This window comes from Janibacter limosus NBRC 16128 (genome assembly GCF_001570985.1).
GTDB lineage: Bacteria > Actinomycetota > Actinomycetes > Actinomycetales > Dermatophilaceae > Janibacter > Janibacter limosus.
Genome location: NZ_BCSS01000007.1, coordinates 59,079 through 77,325, shown reverse-complemented (window position 1 = coordinate 77,325; position 18,247 = coordinate 59,079). Strand labels below are relative to the sequence as shown.

Annotated in this window: 20 protein-coding genes; 6 read left to right on the top strand and 14 right to left on the bottom strand. The window is 70.3% G+C overall.

What is annotated here, in order from left to right:
- Positions 1-55: 55 nt before the first annotated feature.
- Together JLI01S_RS04060 and JLI01S_RS04055 are read right to left on the bottom strand one after the other, a co-directional pair.
- On the bottom strand, positions 56-268 hold the full coding sequence (locus JLI01S_RS04060; protein ID WP_068260386.1) for a hypervirulence associated TUDOR domain-containing protein: 213 nt from the start codon (positions 266-268) through the stop codon (positions 56-58).
- Positions 269-290: 22 nt separating this feature from the next.
- Complete coding sequence (locus tag JLI01S_RS04055; protein WP_068260382.1) at positions 291-563, bottom strand: hypothetical protein; 273 nt, start codon at positions 561-563, stop codon at positions 291-293.
- A gap of 165 nt (positions 564-728) precedes the next feature.
- On the opposite strand from JLI01S_RS04055, the gene JLI01S_RS17340 reads away from it, so the two are divergent.
- Positions 729-1,583, top strand: coding sequence for a ScoMcrA-related endonuclease (locus JLI01S_RS17340; protein WP_218005454.1), 855 nt, complete (start codon positions 729-731; stop codon positions 1,581-1,583).
- Between the two features lie 13 nt (positions 1,584-1,596).
- Entirely contained in the window at positions 1,597-2,010 is a 414-nt protein-coding gene (locus JLI01S_RS04045) for a hypothetical protein (RefSeq protein ID WP_157074812.1), read from the top strand.
- A gap of 14 nt (positions 2,011-2,024) precedes the next feature.
- Here the strand turns inward: JLI01S_RS04045 and JLI01S_RS04040 are convergent, their stop codons facing one another.
- A complete protein-coding gene (locus tag JLI01S_RS04040) occupies positions 2,025-3,311 on the bottom strand; it encodes an Nramp family divalent metal transporter (RefSeq protein ID WP_245634519.1) in 1,287 nt (428 codons plus the stop codon).
- Positions 3,312-3,470: 159 nt separating this feature from the next.
- On the opposite strand from JLI01S_RS04040, the gene JLI01S_RS04035 reads away from it, so the two are divergent.
- The 4 genes from JLI01S_RS04035 (at position 3,471) to JLI01S_RS04020 (ending at position 6,080) form a co-directional block, all read left to right on the top strand.
- Positions 3,471-4,133 (top strand): GntR family transcriptional regulator, encoded by a 663-nt coding sequence (locus tag JLI01S_RS04035; RefSeq protein WP_068260376.1) that lies wholly within the window; start codon positions 3,471-3,473, stop codon positions 4,131-4,133.
- A 9-nt stretch (positions 4,134-4,142) separates the two neighbouring features.
- The gene (locus JLI01S_RS04030; RefSeq protein WP_068260374.1) at positions 4,143-4,982 is read left to right on the top strand and encodes an urea carboxylase-associated family protein; all 840 of its coding nucleotides are present in this window, start codon (positions 4,143-4,145) and stop codon (positions 4,980-4,982) included.
- A 78-nt stretch (positions 4,983-5,060) separates the two neighbouring features.
- The gene (locus tag JLI01S_RS04025) at positions 5,061-5,330 is read left to right on the top strand and encodes a hypothetical protein (RefSeq protein WP_068260371.1); all 270 of its coding nucleotides are present in this window, start codon (positions 5,061-5,063) and stop codon (positions 5,328-5,330) included.
- Between the two features lie 105 nt (positions 5,331-5,435).
- On the top strand, positions 5,436-6,080 hold the full coding sequence (locus JLI01S_RS04020) for an NAD(P)-dependent oxidoreductase (RefSeq protein ID WP_068260368.1): 645 nt from the start codon (positions 5,436-5,438) through the stop codon (positions 6,078-6,080).
- Between the two features lie 10 nt (positions 6,081-6,090).
- Here JLI01S_RS04020 and JLI01S_RS04015 read toward each other — a convergent pair whose 3' ends face one another.
- From JLI01S_RS04015 to JLI01S_RS03965, 11 genes are all read right to left on the bottom strand, one after another.
- Positions 6,091-6,894, bottom strand: coding sequence for a hypothetical protein (locus tag JLI01S_RS04015; protein ID WP_068260366.1), 804 nt, complete (start codon positions 6,892-6,894; stop codon positions 6,091-6,093).
- A 96-nt stretch (positions 6,895-6,990) separates the two neighbouring features.
- Entirely contained in the window at positions 6,991-7,596 is a 606-nt protein-coding gene (locus tag JLI01S_RS04010; RefSeq protein WP_068260363.1) for a hypothetical protein, read from the bottom strand.
- An 88-nt stretch (positions 7,597-7,684) separates the two neighbouring features.
- The gene (locus tag JLI01S_RS04005) at positions 7,685-8,749 is read right to left on the bottom strand and encodes an NADH:flavin oxidoreductase (protein ID WP_068260360.1); all 1,065 of its coding nucleotides are present in this window, start codon (positions 8,747-8,749) and stop codon (positions 7,685-7,687) included.
- A 68-nt stretch (positions 8,750-8,817) separates the two neighbouring features.
- On the bottom strand, positions 8,818-10,371 hold the full coding sequence (locus JLI01S_RS04000) for a M20/M25/M40 family metallo-hydrolase (RefSeq protein WP_068260357.1): 1,554 nt from the start codon (positions 10,369-10,371) through the stop codon (positions 8,818-8,820).
- A 200-nt stretch (positions 10,372-10,571) separates the two neighbouring features.
- Positions 10,572-11,999 (bottom strand): tryptophan-rich sensory protein, encoded by a 1,428-nt coding sequence (locus JLI01S_RS03995; protein ID WP_068260354.1) that lies wholly within the window; start codon positions 11,997-11,999, stop codon positions 10,572-10,574.
- Between the two features lie 5 nt (positions 12,000-12,004).
- Positions 12,005-12,727 (bottom strand): CPBP family intramembrane glutamic endopeptidase, encoded by a 723-nt coding sequence (locus JLI01S_RS03990; RefSeq protein WP_068260347.1) that lies wholly within the window; start codon positions 12,725-12,727, stop codon positions 12,005-12,007.
- Positions 12,724-14,115, bottom strand: coding sequence for a cryptochrome/photolyase family protein (locus tag JLI01S_RS03985; protein ID WP_218005453.1), 1,392 nt, complete (start codon positions 14,113-14,115; stop codon positions 12,724-12,726). The genes JLI01S_RS03990 and JLI01S_RS03985 overlap by 4 nt, the downstream gene beginning before the upstream one ends.
- Positions 14,112-14,867, bottom strand: a complete 756-nt coding sequence (locus JLI01S_RS03980) for an SDR family NAD(P)-dependent oxidoreductase (RefSeq protein WP_068260344.1) — start codon at positions 14,865-14,867, stop codon at positions 14,112-14,114. Before JLI01S_RS03980 ends, JLI01S_RS03985 begins: the two co-directional genes overlap by 4 nt.
- Positions 14,864-16,141: an SAM-dependent methyltransferase gene (locus tag JLI01S_RS03975; protein WP_068260340.1), complete on the bottom strand. Its 1,278-nt coding sequence runs from the start codon at positions 16,139-16,141 to the stop codon at positions 14,864-14,866. The genes JLI01S_RS03980 and JLI01S_RS03975 overlap by 4 nt, the downstream gene beginning before the upstream one ends.
- Positions 16,138-16,902: a DUF1365 domain-containing protein gene (locus JLI01S_RS03970; RefSeq protein ID WP_245634518.1), complete on the bottom strand. Its 765-nt coding sequence runs from the start codon at positions 16,900-16,902 to the stop codon at positions 16,138-16,140. The genes JLI01S_RS03975 and JLI01S_RS03970 overlap by 4 nt, the downstream gene beginning before the upstream one ends.
- Positions 16,899-18,176, bottom strand: coding sequence for an NAD(P)/FAD-dependent oxidoreductase (locus JLI01S_RS03965; protein WP_068260335.1), 1,278 nt, complete (start codon positions 18,174-18,176; stop codon positions 16,899-16,901). The genes JLI01S_RS03970 and JLI01S_RS03965 overlap by 4 nt, the downstream gene beginning before the upstream one ends.
- Positions 18,177-18,247: the final 71 nt, after the last annotated feature.

Here is an 18,247-nt window from a genome sequence, read left to right as displayed (position 1 = left end):
CCGGTACCGCGATGGGCAAGACGTTCGCGGGCAGGGAACGGCAGGCCGGCAGGCCTCAGCTGACCTTGTGCAGCGCCGACCCCTTGTGCGCGGCGACATGGTCGGTCTTGTCACTCTTGATCTCGTACTGCGGGTCGTCCTTGCTGGCCCGGTGCGTGTGTCCCTTGTAGTCGAAGTCCTTGGTGTGGACCTTCGTGATCGTGCCGGTCACCTGGCCCGCCTCGGAGTTCCACCCGACGTGGTCACCCACCTTGTAGCTGCTACTCATCCGCTCCTCCTCGTCTCGTCCATCAGGTGCGTAGGGACGCGATCCGACTGACCGCCTCCGGGTAGGCCGCCACGACCTCTTCGATGTCGACCAGCTGCGGCAGGTCCTCGGCGCCTTGGTGCTCCAGGAGGAACCGGATCGTCGCGAGGGCCGTTCCCTCGTCGGGACTGAGCTCTCCCCCGCTGCATGACTCGGCGTCACCGAGCAGCAGGTCCAGCGTCACCGCCCCCTCGTCGGTGCCGACGCGTACCGCGTACTCCCCGTCGTCCTGCGACGTGACCTCGATCTCCGGCATCGCCCTCTTCCTTCCTCGTCCCTCCAGATGACACCCGAACCGCGCGGACGTCAAGGCGACCGCGGTGCCGGCCGCGGCTTCGCTCACCACCCGTGAGGTCGGTGCCGCGCCGGCGCAGCCGCTGGGTGGTCACCCGCCCCCAGCCAACAGGCCTATGGTCGGCTCATGGTCAACTTTGCGCAGGTCACCTTCCAGGACGTCCAGGAGGCGGTCTCCGAGTACGACCGCGTCGGTCAGGACGAGTTCCTGCATGGGCACGATTTCGGCCGCAGCCGCGGGTACGAGCTCCTCCTCGATGGCAAGGCATACGACTCCAAGGCCGTGCTCGGCGTGGCCCACCGGTACGCGACCGGCGCCCTCGCCGCCAGCCGCGACTTCAGCGGCGGACCGTACGGCGCGGCCAAGGTCCTCGGGGATCTGGGCTTCGAGGTCACCCAGCCGGCCCCGTCCTCACCGGAGATCGTCCCCGCCACGGGTTCGTGGCAAGACGTCTCCGACATCGGCTCCGAAGCGGCCCGCGAGGCCTGGTGTGCCGCCGCACGTCCGGTGCTCCTCGACATCGCCCGCCGGTACCAGGCGGTGATCACCTACAGCGAGCTGTCGGCCGAGATCCAACGGCAGACCGGCATCCGCACCAAGCAGGGTCTGCAGCACTGGATCGGCAAGGTCCTCGAGCGGGTCGCCCTCGACTGCCACGAGCGAGAGGAGCCCAACCTCAGCTCCCTGGTCATCAACAGCTCCGGCAGCGTCGGTGCTGGCTATGCGGCAGCAGTGCGCAGCATCGGCGGGGAGGAGCCGGCCGACCACGACGACCACGCCGCCGCCGAGCGGCTGGCCTGCTACCGATTCTTCGAGGCTGAGGGCCTGCCCGCCAACGGCGGAACCCCGGCCCTGTCCCCGCAGCTGGCCCAGCGCCGCGAGCGCATCCGCAGCCGGGCGACTCCCCCGCCGGAGCCGAAGCTGTGCCCGACCTGCTTCATCGCGCTGCCGTCATCGGGGCAGTGCGACGGCTGCGCCTGAGGTCCCTGAGGTCATGGACAGCCCAGCGGTGATGCACGTGCGCAGAGCGCTCGTGCGGGCCGCCGCCCTTGGCGTGGCCGTGGCCGTCCTCATCGTGCTGATGCGGGTGATGGGCCCGGGCACGAGGACAGTGGCCGTCGGTGCACTCTTTGCCCTGGTGGCCCTGTGGTGCACCAGCTTCACGTGGTCCTCCAGGGACGCTCTGCGCTCTCCTGTGGTCGGGCCCGTGATCATCTGCTGGCTCGAGGTCGTCGCCCTCCTGCTCTGTGGCTATGTGGTCGCTGCCCTCGTGCTCGCAGGCAGCTACGCACAGGAGATGCCCCTGCCGGAGATCGTGATCTCGGCCGTGGTCCCCGGGGTGCTGTGCCTGGCCCTGCCCGCCGCACTGGGCATCGCGCTGGGACGCTCACGACGCGCTCAGCACTGACCCTCCCGGCCGCGCTACTGCGGCAGCATCCCGAAGATGTCGGCGAACTGGTAGACCGCCAGGCCGGTGACGACGAGGAAGATCGCAATGCCGAGTGTCGTGGCGATCGGGCCGTTCTTGTACTTGCCGAGCACCGACGAGCGGCTCATCACCACGAGGAGGAACCCGGCGACGATCGGCAGCAGCAGTCCGTTGGCTGCCTGGGCGAGGATGATGATCTGGATCGGGTTGACGCCGGTGAGGGCGATGACCATGCCGATGCCCATGACGGAGATCCAGACGGCCCGGAAGCGCACCGACTTCAGGTCACTCCCCCAGCCCATGACCCCGCAGATGGCGTAGGCCGCACCCAGCGGGCCGGCGACGGCACTGGTCATGCCGGCAGCGAAGAGTCCCAGCGCGAAGACGTAGGGCGCGGCATCCCCGAGCAGCGGCTCCAGCTGCGTGGCCATGTCCGCACCCGACTCGGCGGTGACCCCCTTCGTCCACATCGCTGCGGCCGCGGTGATCATGATCGCGAGAGTGATCGCGCCACCGATGGCGATCGAGACGATCGTGTCGACCTTGGCGTCACGGATGGCGCGGTCCTTCGGCAGGCCGCCCCACTTCTCCTGCGCCAGGTTGGCGTGGAGGAAGAGGTTGTACGGCACGACCGTCGTCCCGATCAGCGCGATCGTCGTGAGCAGCGCACCACTCGGGATTGACGGGGTGAAAGTCCCTCGCAGGATCGCCCCGATGTCGGGCTTGACGACGACCATGGTCAGGAAGAAGACCGCGGCCAGCACGGCGACCAAGACGACGAGGACCCGCTCGAGGACCTTGTAGCTACCCGAGATGAGCAGACCGAAGATGATCAGGCCGACGACCACGATGAGCAGCTTGGGCGGCAGCCCCGTCAGGCCTGAGAGACCCAGGGCCGTGCCGGTCGTGTCCCCGCCCGCATAGCTCGCGCCGCCGATGCCGATGGCCGCGACGATGAGCACGACCATGCCGATGCGCAGCACCGGATGGGTGAATGTCGCCCGCAGCGCCTCACCGAGCCCCTGCCCGGTCGCGATGCCGAGACGGGCCGACATCTCCTGCAGGATGATCGTCGCCACGATGGAGAAGGCGATGGCCCAGGCCAGCGTGTACCCGTAGGACGAGCCGGTGACCGTCGCCGTCGTGATCGTGCCGGGACCGATGAACGAGGCGCTGATGATCAGCCCCGGGCCCATGCGCTCCCAGAAGCCCTTGCGCGCCGACGCGTCGCCGCCCTGCTCTGCCTGTGTGGACTCGTCATTGAGTCTGTTGCGTGCCACCGCGTGCTCCGTATCGATCGTCTGCGGGGTGGGTGAAGACACCTACGCTAGAGATTGTTGAGCAATCGGTCAACGGATTCCCGGCATTTTGGGCGATTTTTGCGAAATACTCTGGCCTTCCTGTTGAGCAATCGGCAGCGCTCTCGATACTGTCTCCTCATGACTCAGGACCAGCCGGGCGGTGCGACCTCGCAGATCGCCGCGTCCCTGCGCTCGCGCATCATCACCGGCGCCCTGGTCCCCGGGGCGCCTGTGCGCGACTCGACCGTCGCCGGGGAGCTCAGCGTCTCCCGCAACACAGCACGTGAGGCGCTGAGCCTGCTGCGTCACGAGGGCCTGCTCGACCACCGCAACCATCAGGGATTCGTCGTGCGCACCCTGACGACGGCCGACGTGCGCGACATCTACGCAGCTCGGGTGGCGCTCGAGCTGCGCGCGGTGCAGGACGCGGCCTACGCCCCGGACGAGGCACTCGACGAGGTGCGACGGGCGGTCGAGACGACCGAAACCGCCGAGCGAGCCGCGAGGTGGGAGGACTATGCCAGCTCGAGTCTGCAGTTCCACTCCGCCCTCGTGCGGCTGCTCGGCAGCCCACTGCTCGACCAGTTCTTCGACACGATCCTCGGTCGACTGCGGTTGGCCTTCCACGCCGCCGGGGACACCAGTTCCTTCCAGCGCCCGTGGGGTCCGCGCGACCGCGAGATCTGGGAGCACCTCGCCGACGGCGACCGCGCGGGAGCCGAGCGGCTCCTGCGGGACTACCTGAAGGACTCCGAGCTGACGGTCCTCGACATGGTCCGACGCCAGACCACCCACCGATAGGAGACACCCATGAGCCTCACCGACGCTGCCTACCAGTCCGATCCCGGCGGCCCGCTCGACGTCGACCGCGAGCTGTACGGCCGCATCGGGTCCATGACCGAACGGCGTGAGCTCGTCGACTCCTTCACCATCCCGATCCGCAGTGGCCGGGCCTGGGAGGTGCCGGCGGGGCACGTCTGCCGGATCGTCACGATCGAGGGACCCCAGGTCGCCGACCTCAACCTGTGGAACCTCCATGACCCCCGCGAGCGGCTGTGGGCAGCGCGCACGCGACAGCTCCAGGCCGCGCACGTCTCGGTCAACGACCGGCTGTGGTCGACCCTGCCCTTCCTCCGGCCGCTCGTGACGATCACCGGCGACTCGCTGGCGGACTACGGCGTCGATGACGAAGGGGGTCGCGTCCACGACCTGCTCGGCACCCGCTGCGACCCCTACGTCAACCAGATGCTGAACGACGCCCCCTTCGACTACCACTGCCACTCCAACCTCACCCGGGCCGTGCGGCCCTGGCATCTCACGGAGTTCGACGTGCACGACGTGCTCAACGTCTTCCAGTGCACGGGGCTCAACGAGCACGACGAGTACTTCATGAAGACCTGCCCGGCGCAGCAGGGCGACTACTTCGAGTTCTTCGCCGAGATCGACATCCTCGCTGCCCTGTCCACCTGTCCCGGTGGTGACCTGTCGGTCCCGATGTTCGGCCCCGGGGCCGGGGACACCGAGTCGGTCTGCCGTCCGCTGGGCATCGAGGTCTACACGGTCCCCGACGCCGCGCTCGCAGGGTGGGTACCGCCCCAGCCCGCGGCCTACGCGCAGGACCACGGCCTGGCGGCCCGCCCGTGGGCATGACGGGGACTGCTCCCCATCGACGCCTCCCGCTGGGACTCATACCTTCGTCCTCAACAGCCCGACGAAAGGACCCATCCCATGCGCTCCACCACCAAGACCAGGACCGCTCTGGCCACCGCCGTCTCCTCCCTGGCCCTCATCGGAGGCAGCCTCTTCGCTGCGGCCCCCGCCCAGGCAGCCACCCACATCGTCTGGGGAAAGACCTACTCCTCCTGCTCGACGCAGTTGCGCGCGGCCATCCAGGACCTGCGGGCTGGCGGCCAGTTCGTCTCCTCCACCTCCTGCCGCAAGTACCGGTCCGACCTCTACGGCGGCTACGTCTACCAGGCGTACATCACCTACCGCTGATCTCCGCCGCAGGAACAACTTGACGCAACAACTTGTTGTCGAGTCGGCGATGGGCGGTCCCCTCCCGTCGCCGACTCCACCTCCATCCACAGCAAGGAATTGCTCATGTCCACGATCGTCATCTTCGGCGGCACCGGCTACGCCGGCGGCAACATCGCAGTCGAAGCCGTCTCCCGCGGCCACCAGGTCATCTCCTACAGCCGCACCGCCCCCACCGAGACCGCAGACGGTGTCGAGTACCGCACCGGCTCGCTGACCGATGACGACGTCGTCGCCCGCGCCGCCACGGACGCCGATGACCTCGTCGTCGCCACCCATGGAGCGGACGTCGGCGGTTCCCCGCTCGTGGACCACGTCGCCCGCCTCACCTCCGCCGCGATCGAGCACGGTGCCCGCCTGTCCTTCGTCGGCGGCGCCGGCACCCTCAACGTGACGAAGGGGGGTCCCCGCCTGGTCGACACCCCCGAGTTCAACGACGAGTGGAAGCCCGAGGCCCTCTCCCACGCGCTGGTGCTCGACGCCCTTCGCTCCGGGCCGGAGGAGCTGAGCTGGTTCTACGTCTCCCCCGCCGCCCTCTTCGGTGCGTGGACCCCGGGCGAGACCACGGGCAGCTACCGCCTCAGCGACGACGAGCTGATCGTCAAGGAGGACGGGACCTCCGAGATCTCCGGCACCGACTTCGCCACGGCGTACGTCGACGAGATCGAGCAGGGCAAGCACCCGAGGCAGCGGTTCGCCGTCGGGCACTGAGCTCGCAGGACTACCGCGTCCCGGCAAACACCGCCGTCTTCACCCAGGTCGTCGCGGGCTTGCCCCTGTCGACGGACCGCTGCACGGTCCACGCCTTGGCGTCGTCGTCGAAGGTGCCCTCGATCGACTCGTCGGTCAGCAGCTCGGACCCGTCGTCGCAGCTGTACCAGCTGAACTTCCCGTTCCAGTGCTGGTCGTGGTCGTGCGAGACGACCGAGCACTGGGCACCGTCCTCGAGCTCGACGTACATCGGGATCGGGCCGGTGCCACGCTCGTGCATCTCGCCGTCCCAGTTGTCCACGGTCGACGAGGTGAAGCGGATCGCCTGGTGGCCCACCGGGTCGGTGATGCAGGTGGTCTGCCCGCCGTCGGCGTAGGTGCACGCCTTGACGCTCGCCGCGGTGGGCCCGCAGGTGAAGAGCTCTACCTGATGGGAGTACGCCGACGTCGTCAGCCCACCCGTCGCACACAGGTCCTCCTTGACCGTCTCGACGCTCCAGGTGTCGTCGATCCAGAGCTGGGCGATGTTGGTTGCGCCACCTGAGCCCCCGCCGTCGCTGGTCGTGCTCGATGGTGTGGTGGTGCTCGACGACGGCGTGGTCGTGCTCGACGAGGAGTCCTGCGAGGTCGACGTCCCCGACGAGGTGCTCGTCCCGGTCGTGGGTGCCTGCGTCGTCGTGGTCCGTGTCGTCGTGGTCTGCGAGGACGCCGTCGAGGTCTCTGTCGCGCTCTCGCCCTCGGAGTCCCCCGACCCGCAGGCCGACAGGCCCACCGTGAGGAATGGCACGGCCATCCACGTGATGCTGCGTCGCATGATCTGCCCCCTTCTGGCCACGACCCCCTGCCGCGACCTCCCTCCACCAGACCGGATGCGGACGTTCGATGCAAGCATCTTGACGAATCCTTGACCTCAGTCCTGGGGCATCAACGGCTGGTCGACGGGTGCACTGCACAGGACGACGCCCCACGGGCTGCAGCCCAGGACGGTGGTCGATCGGGGTCCATGCACGGTGACGACCGTGTGGCTGCCGCCGTCGACGTCCTCATTCACATCCCACACCGGCTCGGTCCCGACGCTCGTGCGGTAGCTGACGCTCGGCTGCGTGGTCACCGGTTCCGTGCACCGCACCTGTGTGCACTCGGATACTCGGACACCCTCGCTCAGGTCGGCCAGGCCCTCGGCCTGCGACAGCACCGAGGCAGGGTAGACGTCGACGACCTGCCGCGAGCACAGCTGGGTGTAGTCGTTGACCATCCACCCGCCGTCGTTGGACCCGATCTCGCAGACCACCTGCGACCACGACCGCTCCGGCTCACCCAGCGTCGCCCGGTTGTCCTGGACGATCTGGTCGGTGGTGCCGGTGTCCCGCTCGAGCATCCGCACGCTCTCGAGGGCATCCCCCTTCGCCCCGTGCACCTGGGCCATCCCGACCAGTCCGCTGACGACGTAGATGAGCAGCATGAGCGCGAAGAACCCCACGATGATGCGGAACGTCCAGCGCACAAAGGTCTTCATGTCGATGACGATACGAAGGGAGCCCAGCCGGCGCCTGAGTCGCGGTGCTCAGTCACGCGACCCCTGTCGATCACCCGACACCTGTCGATCACCCAACGAAGTCCGGCCAGCCAGCGTCCAGATACTCCACGAAGGACTCACTGACGTGCTCGGCGTGCAGGTGCTCCCGGCTCACCGGCAGCGGCGCCATCGCGAAGGCGTGGTCGGCGTCCGACTGCTGGGGGAAGTCGTGGTGCACGATCGCCGCGCGGCCGATGTCGACGAAGTCCGCCCCCTTCGACAGGCACCACCGCGCCTGCTGCGCGGAGCGGATCTTGCCCGCGACGCCCAGCCGCGTCAGGCCGCGCGGGAGGGAGGTGAAGGCGTCGATGAGCAGGTCGCCCTCCTCGTCGACGGTCATGAAGGCGTCCCAGAGCGACATGTCGACGTAGTCGACGAGGCCGGAGTCGAGGATCCAGCCGGTGACGGTGACGGCCTCGTCCAGGACGATGCCGTTGCCCTGCGGGGTCAGTCGGATGCCGACCTGGAACTCCGGGCCGGTGCGCTCCCTGATCCCACGCAGCACCTCGAAGGTGATCCGCGCGCGGTCCTCGAGCGAGCCGCCGTAGCCGTCGGTGCGCTGGTTGTGCCGGCCGTCCAGGAACTGGCAGAGCAGGTACCCATGGGCGCCGTGCACCTCGACCCCGTCGAAGCCCGCCCGCTCGGCCCGCTCCGCGGCGACGGCGAAGTCCTCGACGACCTGCTGGATCTCGGCCGTGGTGAGGGCGCGGGTGTTGCGCTCGAGGTCGTCCCAGGGCGCGACATTGGGCGCGCCGGTCACGCTCGGGTCGGAGCGCCGGCCCGCGTGGTGCAGCTGCACCGACGAGACGCTGCCTGCTGCGCGGATGCCGTCTGCCAGTCGGGTCAGTCCCGGCAGGTGCCGGTCGTCGCTGATGCCGAGCTGCCCGGCCCACGCCTGCCCCAGTCGCGACACATAGGTCGCGCAGGTCATCGTCAGGCCGAAGCCGCCCTGCGCCCGCGCCACGAGCCACCGGTACTCCTCGTCCGAGAGCGTGCCGTCGTCGTGGCTCTGCGTGTTGGTGAGCGGTGCGAGGGCCAGGCGGTTGCGCCAGGTCGGGCCGTGGGCGAGGTCGAGGGACTCGTGGAGCGTCATGGGTCAATCGTCTCAACCCGCGGGGACGCCCGACACCCTGGTCACGGTGTGACGAGGCGCACCAGGCGTCAGCCCTTGCTGCGGAAGGCCGCGAAGACCTCGTACATGTAGTCGCTGCCCTGGGCGAGCGCCTCGACGAAGATGCGCTCGTTGTTGCCGTGCATCCCGATGAGCTGCTCGTTGCTCAGGACGTACGGGTACACGCCGTAGCCGGGAACCCCCTTCTCCCGCCACGGCCCCAGGCTCGTGCCCGCCTCGAAGAGCGCCGGAGCGAAGGGGGTGTCCTCGTACGTCGTCTCGGACGCGTCCGACAGAGCCCGCCACAGGTCGGTGTCGAGGTCCGCCGGCGGGGTCGCCCACGTCTCGTCGAGGCGCGCGAGGGTCTCCTCCTCGCTCTCCCCGTCGGCGCCGATGACCTTGACCTCGACGTCCCGGTCCCTGAGCAGCTCACGCACGGCGGCGACGAACTCGCGGGGCTTCTCCCCGCCGGGGATGCCGCGGCAGTTGACCCGCGTCGTCGCCTCCGACGGGATGACGTTTTCCTTGTACCCCGCCTCCTGGATGACGAAGGCGTGCGTCGTGCGCAGCAGCGCCCGGTGCAGGTACGGGTAGTCCGAGAGCTTGACGACGAGTCGCGCCGCGCGGTCACGCGAGCGCTGACTCCTGGCCTTGAGCAGCAACCGGATCGCCTTGGCAAAGTTGCGATCCGACGTGGCATCGGCCACCGCCTGGAAGTACTCCCGGGTGACCTCGGTCAGGTGCACCTCCGCCTCCCAGGCGCCGAGAGCGCTGATCGCCCGGGACACCGTCACGACCGCCGAGTCGTCGGGCATCGGCTTCGACGAGTGCGTCGCCGTCCCCTGCGCCACGAGGTCGAGGTTGAAGTAGACGTTGTCCTGACGGGTCGCCGTGATGAGCATCGGAGTTGTCTTGTCACTCTGCGCAAGGAACCAACCCCCTTCCGTCAGAACGGAACCCGCGTCGATCTTGTCCCAGTGGTTCTCCGCCAGCCAACCCGAGCCGTAGTCACCCGCCTCCTCGTCGCAGTCGGTGAGCACGATGATGTCGCGGTCGAACTGCGCACCTTCGTCGACGTGTCGCAGCAGGGCGCTGATCATTGCTGAGTTCGCGCCCTTCATGTCCAGCGCACCGCGACCGTAGATCTCGCCGTCGACGACCTCCCCGGCGAAGGGATCGACGTCCCAGTTCTCTTCCTCGACCGGCACGACATCGGAGTGACCGAGGATGAGCAGCGGCTCCTCCGTGCCGTTCCCGGGGATCCGGGCGATGAGGTGCACGTTGTCCGGCTGTGGGGTCTCGATGATCTCGACGGGCACCCCCGCTCGCTCCCACACCGCTTGGAGCATCTCGGCGTGCGGTCGGGTCTTGCCGCCCGTGCCGTGGTTTTGCGTGTCGAAGGACAACATCCGCTTGAGCAGGTCCAGCGGGTCCATGTCGGCCGCGGGGATCGCGGCTCCGGAGAGGCTGGACGAAGGGGAGGTCGTCCGGGCGTATGCGCTCGCACCTCCGGCGGTGGCAGCGCCCAGGACGGCCACGCCGACGCCTCCCAAGAAGGTGCGGCGAGGGAGGGTGCGTGGGGTCTCGTCGGGTGTGGTGTGCATGTCACGACTCCTTTGTCGGTGGTCCCCGCAGGCTTTCGCCGGGCCGCCTTGCGCCCCAAGGGTGACCGTCCGGTAGTGAGGTGAACGGTCCCCCCTCCGCGACGGACGGACGAGCCGCCCGGCAAACCTGACCACGTGCCGTCCAAGCCTTGGCGAAGACGTGACCTTGGACCTCGCGCCGGCCGGGACGAGCCCGACCGCTACCTGTTGCGGCGCGCGATCGCCGTCGACAGCGCCGTGGCGAAGGCCGTCCAGGCTGCGTAGGGCACGAGCGCCCACCGCCCCCGTCCACCGGCAGCGGCGGCCCGACGGGCCAGGTCGGCCGAGCTCACCGCGAGCACCCCGGCCTCGAGCGCTGCCAGCCTCGTCCGGCGCACCCGCCAGAAGACGACGCTCCACCCGGTGTTGAGCACGAGGTTGACCCACAGCGCGCGACGGTAGGCAGCCGCCTCGTCACTGCGCCCCTCGGCCTCCAGTCGCGCGAGGGTCGCGACCGAGCTGGCTGCGATGTCGGCGTACAGAGGCGTCCACACGAGGGGGAAGGCGAGCGGCGGCGGCTGCCACGACGGGAGGTCCAGCGAGCGGTACCAGCGGCTGTCCGGCTGCGTCGCCACGCCCCCGGTCGCGGCACTGGCGATGGTCGCCGCGGTCACCGTCAGCACGTCGCGCAGCACGTGGTCGGGCCGCGCGGTGCGCATCGCCCGCCGCACTGCGTCGTCGAACCCGATGAGCCCCTGCGCAGGCAACCCCACCAGCTCGTCGAGGTCCTGCTCGCGTCGCACCACCTCGTGCACGAGGCTGCCGACGAGCGGCTTGGCGACATCGGCCGCGACGGGCGTGATGATCCCGACCCAGTGGCTCGCCAGCCACGGCGTCAGCACCGGCACCCCGACGATCAGGCGGCGGTGCAGCCCGTTGACCGCGGCGAACCGCTGGATCATCTCCTCGTAGGTCAGCACCTCCGGTCCCCCGATGTCGAAGGTCCTGTTGACCTCCGCCGGCAGTCCCGCTGCGCCCACCAGGTAGTGCAGCGCATCGTCGACGGCGATCGGCTGGATCCGGTTGCGCAACCACTGCGGAGCGACCATCGCGGGCAGTCTCTCGGTGAGGTAGCGCAGCATGTCGAAGGAGACCGACCCGTCGCCCAGGACGACCGCCGCTTGCAGAACCGCAGCCGGCACGGGCGCGTCGAGGAGCACCTGCCCGACCTCCACGCGTGAGGCGAGGTGGACCGAGAGGTCGGCGCCCTCGGGGTGCAGGCCGCCGAGGTAGACGATGCGGCTCACCCCTTCGTCGGTCGCTGCCGTGGCGAAGCCCTCGGCCAGCTCACGGTCTCGCCGCGCGAGGTCGCCGCCGCCGTCCATCGAGTGCACGAGGTAGTAGGCGACGTCGGTGCCCGACAGGGCTCGCCGCAGGTCGTCGCCGGACGTCGCGTCGCCCTCGACGACCTCGACCCGATCGCCCCAGTCGTGCGCACCGAGCTTGTCGGCGGAGCGGGTGAGCACGCGCACCGTCCACCCCTCATCCAGGAGGCGGGGCACGAGCAGGCCACCGATGTAGCCGGTGGCCCCGGTGACGAGCACCGTGCGGGGAGCGAAGGGGGTGGACGTGGCTGTGGACGTGGACATGTCGGTCACCTCAGGAGGTCGAAGGCGGGTGGGAGGAGGAAGAGCATCGAGCTGGACCAGATGACGTGCGTGATGATCGGGGCGAGGACGCCGCCGGTGACCCGGCGCTGCGCCCCCACGAGCACCCCGAGCAGGAGCGCGGCGAAGGTCAGCAGGAGGTTGCCGGTCGCGGCGGTGACGAGGACGTAGACGAGGGTGGTGATGGCGATGGGTCGCCGCCGGCCGACGGAGGCGAAGAGCGCCCCACGGAAGAAGAGCTCCTCGCCGATGCCGGTGACGACGGTGATCGCCCAGACGATCGGCAGGGACCCGTACCGGGCGTGGTCGAGCACCTCGTCGACGAGGCTCGCCAGCCACGGCACCCGACCCACGACGAGGGCGCCGGCGAGGAAGATCGCGACGGCGAGCAGCGCCAGCGCGATCGGCTGCACGACCGGTCGGGCGAAGCCGGCCTCGCGGGTGTGCGCCCAGCCGACGTGGAGGCGACCGGCGGACAGGCCGCCGACGATCCACACCAGGGCCAACGCGAGCCCACCCAGGTAGAAGCTGTCGTCGCCCGGTGGGATGCGCAGGGTCACCGCGAGGACGAGCGTCCCGACGACGAGCGTCGCGAGCGTGACCACCCGGCGCCGGCGCACCAGCGCGTCCGGCTCGTGGTGGTCCCTCGGGACCGGCGCCACGAGCGCGGCAGCGACGAAGGAGCGCAGCTCCCTGACCGGGTGGATCACGTCTGCGCCCGCGCCATCTCGTACCGGTCCAGCGCCTCGCGGCGCTCCTCGGCGTGGTCGAGGACGCGCTCGGGGTAGCCGTGGGCGGCGCCGTCGGGGTGGGTCCACGGTGTGTGGGCGGCCTTGCCCGGCAGGTGGGCGAGCTCGGGCACCCAGCGACGCACGTAGGCGCCGTCGGGGTCGAAGCGCTCCCCCTGGGTGATCGGGTTGAAGACCCGGAAGTACGGTGACGCGTCGGTCCCGGTGCCCGCCACCCACTGCCAGCCGTGGCTGTTGGAGGCCAGGTCGCCGTCGAGCAGGTGGTCGAGGAAGTGCCGCGCCCCGACCGGCCACCACACGTGCAGGTCCTTGGTGAGGAAGCTCGCGACGACCATCCGCACCCGGTTGTGCATGAACCCCTCGGCGAGCAGCTGGCGCATCCCCGCGTCGACGAAGGGGTAGCCGGTGCGCCCCTGCCGCCACGCCTCCACGAGCCGGTCGGTCTCCGACCCGTCGTCGTAGGGCAGGCCGGCGAGGGCATCGCGCAGGTCGGCCCACGCCGAGTCGGGGCGGTGCCACAGGACGTCGGCGTAGAACTCCCGCCACGCGAGCTCGGTGACGAAGCGCTGCGCGGCATCGGAGCCGGCCGCCGGGTGCGCCGCAAGGTCGGCGAGCATCGTGCGTGGGTGGATCTCGCCGTGGGTGAGGTGGATCGACATGCGGCTCGTGGCATCGCGGTCGGGCCGGTCACGGTCGGTGTCGTACCCCGCGAGGTCGTCCCGGAGGAAGCTGCGCCACCGCTCCTGCGCCGCGTCCTCCCCTGCCGGCCCGTCGATCGCGTCCTCGTCCGCGGCGGCGAGCACGCGCTCGAGGCCGTCCTCGCCGACCTCGGCGAGCAGGTCGGCACCGCCGGGCAGCCACACGTCGTCGCCGACCCGGTCCGCGGGCGCCGGCCAGCCGTGGTCGCGCCAGGCCCGGGCGAAGGGGGTGAAGACCTTGTACGGCGTGCCCTCACCCGTGAGGACGAGCCCGGGGCCGACCGCGCAGGGGGTGCCGGTCGTCACGAGCTGCGCGCCCTGCTCCTGCAGCCGCCCGCCGACGTCCTCGTCCGGCACCCGGCCGGCAGGGGTCGTGTCACGGGTGATGTGCACCCGCTCGGCCCCGGCCGCCGCAGCCGCCTGCGGCACGAGGTCCACCGGGTCACCACAACGGACGACCAGCGCTCCGCCGGTCGCCTCGTACAGGGCCGCGATCGAGCGCAGCATCCGGCGGGCCGACGGGCGGTGGTCGGTGAGCAGTTGCGGCTCCACGACGACGAAGGGGAGGACCTCCCCTTCGTCGGCTGCGGCCAGGAGCGCCGGGTGGTCCGACAGTCGCAGGTCCCGGCGGAACCACATGAGGGCGGTCACGAGGACGAGCGTGCCACGCGGGCGGTGATCGCCGCCCACAGCCGCACCGGCAGCACACGGGCGACCTTCATCGTCACGGCCATCCGGCGGGGGAAGACGATCTCGACCTTGCCCCCTTCGAGCCCGTCGGCGATCTCGGTGGCCGCTTCCTCCGGCTCGATGATGAAGGGCATGGGGAAGGAGTTGGTCTCGGTCATGTCGGTGCGCACGAAGCCCGGGCAGACCGTCGTGACCTGCACGTCCTTGGTCGACAAGGATGCGCGCATCGACTCCAGCAGGTTGATCTGCGCCGCCTTGGTCGCGGCATAGGCCTCTCCCCCGGACAGGCCGCGGTAGCCGGCGACCGAGGCGATCCCGACGAGGTGCCCGCTGCGGTGCGAGACCATCTGCGGCAGGGTCGCGGCGATGACGTTGTTGAGCCCCAGGAGGTTGACCTCGACATGCGTCACGAACTCGTCGGCCTGCCAGTCGGTGGCGGTGTAGGTGTGCCAGTACCCGGCGCACCAGATCACCATGTCGATACCCCCGATCGCCGTGCGCACCCGCTCGGCAGCGGCCCAGCACGCGCTCCGGTCGGTGACGTCGAGCGGGACCGTGACCATGCGTCCGCCCGAGACCTCGTCGAGCCGCTCCGCCCGGCGGGCGCTGATCGCCACGATCGCGCCGCGGCGCTGCAGCTCCTCCGCCAGGGCCGCACCGATGCCGCTGGAGGCCCCGACCAGCCAGATGCGTTGTCCGACAAGGCTGCTCATGCTGCCTCCATCCGCTCGAGACGGATCTGCGCCACGTCGATGTAGTCGGCGGCGAAGCCGGCCTCGCAGTACGCGAGGTAGAACTCCCACTTGCGGCGGAAGGTCTCGTCGAACCCGCTCGCAGCGATCGTGGGCCACTCCTGGATGAAGGTGCGGCGCCAGCGGCGCAGGGTCTCGGCGTAGTCGCGGCCGAAGCGGTGCGTCGCGGTCACCCGCAGCGAGGTGTGCTCGGTGGTGGTCTCCTCGATCGCCTCGCTGGAGGGGATCAGCCCGCCGGGGAAGATGTGCTTCTGGATCCACCCGTAGGAGCGGCGCGTCGCCAGGTAGCGATCGTGCGACATGAGGATCGACTGGATCGCGGCGATGCCCCCGGGCGCGAGCAGGTCGTCGATCGCGCGGAAGTAGGTCGGCCAGTACTCCTCGCCGACGGCCTCGATCATCTCGACACTGACGATGGCGTCGAACTGCCCGCTCACCTCGCGGTAGTCCTGCAGCCGCACCTCGACCCGAGCCGCGAGACCCGGCTCGTCGACGTCGGCCGCGGCGATGCGCTCACGGGCCAGGGCGGCCTGCTCGTGCGAGAGGGTGATCGAGGTGACGGTGGCGCCGCGGCGGGCGGCGGCGATGGCCAGCGAGCCCCACCCGGTGCCGATCTCCAGCACCCGGCTGCCGGCCGTGACATCGGCGGCGTCGAGGACCGCATCGATCTTGGCGTGCTGGGCCTCGACGAGGGTCTGCTCCGCCAGCGGACGAGAGCGGTCGAAGAGCGCGGAGCTGTAGCTGAGGGTCTCGTCGAGGAAGGCGGTGAAGAGGTCATTGCTCAGGTCGTAGTGCGCCTCGATGTTCTTGCGCGAGCCGAGCAGCGTGTTGCGCGTGCCGCTCGGGATGCGCCGGTCGACAACGCGCTTCATGCGCGCGAGTCCCGAGGGGACGAGGGTGGTGATCCGCTGGGCGAAGGGCAGCAGCGCGTCCGCCAGGTCGGTCCCGGGAGCCGCCTCCCAGTCCCCGGCCATGTAGCCCTCCCCCATGCCGATCTTGGGGTGGTGCGCCATCCGCTCGAAGAGTGCCGTCGGGTGCACGATGTGCAAGGTCGGGGCGTCGGCCTCCCGGCCGCCACCCAGGGTGGTCCCGTCGGGCATCGTCACCCGCACCGGCGCCCGGTCGAGCACCGCGGCGAGGATCGGTCGGGCCAGACGGGCCCGCAGGCACCACGGACGCAGGGCGGGTCGGCGCAGGCAGATCGGTTGGTCGAGGGTGGGGACAGAAGCGGTCATCGGAGGTCCTCCTGCGAGTGCGGGGTACGAGGCTGGATGGGGAGTCGGCGCGTCCACAGCCAGATGCCGTGGACGCGGATCAGGGCGCTGACGCGCCAGGTCATCAGCAGGTGGCGGGCGGCGGTGCGCACGACGGTGGCGTCTGTCGCGGCGCGTGGGACACCGCTCGTCGTGGCGGTGAGGATCCGCTCGCCGTCGCGGTCCAGGCCGACGGTCACGACGACGCGGTCACGCTCCAGGCGCAGGCTCACCGCGTACTCGCCGCTGGTGTCGTTGAAGGGCGAGACGTAGAAGGCCTTGTCGGTGCGTGCCCGCCCGCTCTCGTCGACCTCGAGCAGGTAGGCGTGCCGCTCGCCGTAGGTGTTGTGCACCTCGAAGACGCAGGCCCGCAGGCGCCCGTCCGGCGCGAGGCACCAGTAGACGGTCAGCGGGTCGAAGACGTGGCCGAGGACCCGCGCGTTGGCGAGCATGACAACCCGGTCGTCGGCAGCGAGCGTGATGTCCCGGTGGGCGAGGAATCGCGCCAGGTCACCGCGGATGCCGCCACCCTGCTCGCCCCCGTCGAGGTGATCGCGTGCGTCGATCCGGGTCAGGGCGCTCAGCGGCCACCGGTGCCGCGGCAGCTCGTCGACGTCGACGAGCCACTGGTACTGGCGGTTGCTGAAGGCGTGCTCGACCGGGGTGCGACGGGTGTGGCTGACGGTCCCGACGACGAGGCTGGGCAGGGTCGGCAGGTCCGTGAGGGTCGGCGAGATCGTCACCACGCCACCCCGAGCCGCTGCGCCGCCTCGACGCCCGAGCGGCAGCCGTCCTCGTGGAAGCCCCAGCCGAGGTGGGCTCCGGCGAAGGCGAGCCGGTCGCCGCCGGCGGTGCGCAGGCGGGCGGCTGCGGCGACGGCCTCCCGGGTGAAGACCGGGTGGGCGTAGTCCATCCGGGCGACCACGTCCCCGTCGTCGAAGGGGGTCGAGGAGTTGAGCGTGACGACCAGCTGGTCGCCGTCCTCGTCGAAGCCCTGCAGGCGGTTCATCCAGTAGCTGACCCGCGCCTCGCTCGCCCCGCCGCAGGTCTCGCTGCGGTAGTTCCACGAGGCCTTGGACCGCTTCGCCCGCGGCAGGTGCGTCGTGTCGTGGTGCAGGACGGTCGCGTTGCGGGAGTAGCGGATCGTTGCGAGGTCCTCCTTCTCCTGCGGCGTCACGTCAGCGAGCAGGCGGAGCGCCTGGTCGGCATGGGTGGCGATCACGACCTTGTCGAAGGGGGTGACCCCATCGGCGGTGCGCACGTCGACCCCGCCGGCATGGCGGGTCACGGACGTGACGGCGGCACTCGTTCGGACGTCGGCCAGGCGCGCCGCCAAGGCGTCGACATAGGTCCTGGACCCGCCGACGACGGTGCGCCAGGTCGGGGACCCGGAGACGCTGAGCATGCCGTGGTGCTCGAGGAACGCGAAGAGGTGTCGGGCCGGGTAGTCGAGGGAGTCCTCGTCCCCGGACGACCACACGCACGACACGAGCGGCAGCGCGAAGTGGGCGATGAAGTACTGCGAGAACTTGCCGCGCTCGAGGAACTCACCCCACGTCGGGTCGTCCCCCTCGCGCTCGTCGGCGAGGACCGCCCTGGCGGCCCGGTGAAAGCGCGGGATCTCCAGCAGCATCCGCAGGAAGCGTGGGTCGGCGACCCGCCACGGCTGGGCGAGCACGGCGCCGATCCCGGCGCCGCCGGCCCAGGACAGGCCGCAGCCGTCACAGGTGATCGACATGCTCATCTCGGTCGGACGCGTGGCCACGTCGAGCTCGCGGAAGAGTCGCAGCAGATGGGGGTAGGTGCGCTCGTTGTGCACGATGAAGCCGCTGTCGACGCGCACCTCACCGCCACCGCTCGTGGGGACCGTGTGGGTGTGGGCGTGGCCGCCGAGCCGGTCGTCGGCCTCGAAGAGGGTGACGTCGTGGGTCTGCGACAGGACATACGCCGCAGTCAAACCGGAGACGCCCGCGCCGATGACGGCGACGCTCGGGCGGTCGGGGTGGTGCTCGGTCACGACGGATGCTCCTGCTGGGAGAGGAAGGGGGGCACGTTGGGTTCGGAGCCGACCGCGCCAAAGGATTGTTC

What these genes read in the sequence shown, in the direction of transcription:
- JLI01S_RS04060 (WP_068260386.1), bottom strand. Translation starts at nt 268, where the DNA reads ATGAGTAGCAGCTACAAGGTGGGTGACCACGTCGGGTGGAACTCCGAG.
- JLI01S_RS04055 (WP_068260382.1), bottom strand. Translation starts at nt 563, where the DNA reads ATGCCGGAGATCGAGGTCACGTCGCAGGACGACGGGGAGTACGCGGTA.
- JLI01S_RS17340 (WP_218005454.1), top strand. Translation starts at nt 729, where the DNA reads ATGGTCAACTTTGCGCAGGTCACCTTCCAGGACGTCCAGGAGGCGGTC.
- JLI01S_RS04045 (WP_157074812.1), top strand. Translation starts at nt 1,597, where the DNA reads ATGGACAGCCCAGCGGTGATGCACGTGCGCAGAGCGCTCGTGCGGGCC.
- JLI01S_RS04035 (WP_068260376.1), top strand. Translation starts at nt 3,471, where the DNA reads ATGACTCAGGACCAGCCGGGCGGTGCGACCTCGCAGATCGCCGCGTCC.
- JLI01S_RS04030 (WP_068260374.1), top strand. Translation starts at nt 4,143, where the DNA reads ATGAGCCTCACCGACGCTGCCTACCAGTCCGATCCCGGCGGCCCGCTC.
- JLI01S_RS04025 (WP_068260371.1), top strand. Translation starts at nt 5,061, where the DNA reads ATGCGCTCCACCACCAAGACCAGGACCGCTCTGGCCACCGCCGTCTCC.
- JLI01S_RS04020 (WP_068260368.1), top strand. Translation starts at nt 5,436, where the DNA reads ATGTCCACGATCGTCATCTTCGGCGGCACCGGCTACGCCGGCGGCAAC.
- JLI01S_RS04015 (WP_068260366.1), bottom strand. Translation starts at nt 6,894, where the DNA reads ATGCGACGCAGCATCACGTGGATGGCCGTGCCATTCCTCACGGTGGGC.
- JLI01S_RS04010 (WP_068260363.1), bottom strand. Translation starts at nt 7,596, where the DNA reads ATGAAGACCTTTGTGCGCTGGACGTTCCGCATCATCGTGGGGTTCTTC.
- JLI01S_RS04005 (WP_068260360.1), bottom strand. Translation starts at nt 8,749, where the DNA reads ATGACGCTCCACGAGTCCCTCGACCTCGCCCACGGCCCGACCTGGCGC.
- JLI01S_RS04000 (WP_068260357.1), bottom strand. Translation starts at nt 10,371, where the DNA reads ATGCACACCACACCCGACGAGACCCCACGCACCCTCCCTCGCCGCACC.
- JLI01S_RS03995 (WP_068260354.1), bottom strand. Translation starts at nt 11,999, where the DNA reads ATGTCCACGTCCACAGCCACGTCCACCCCCTTCGCTCCCCGCACGGTG.
- JLI01S_RS03980 (WP_068260344.1), bottom strand. Translation starts at nt 14,867, where the DNA reads ATGAGCAGCCTTGTCGGACAACGCATCTGGCTGGTCGGGGCCTCCAGC.
- JLI01S_RS03975 (WP_068260340.1), bottom strand. Translation starts at nt 16,141, where the DNA reads ATGACCGCTTCTGTCCCCACCCTCGACCAACCGATCTGCCTGCGCCGA.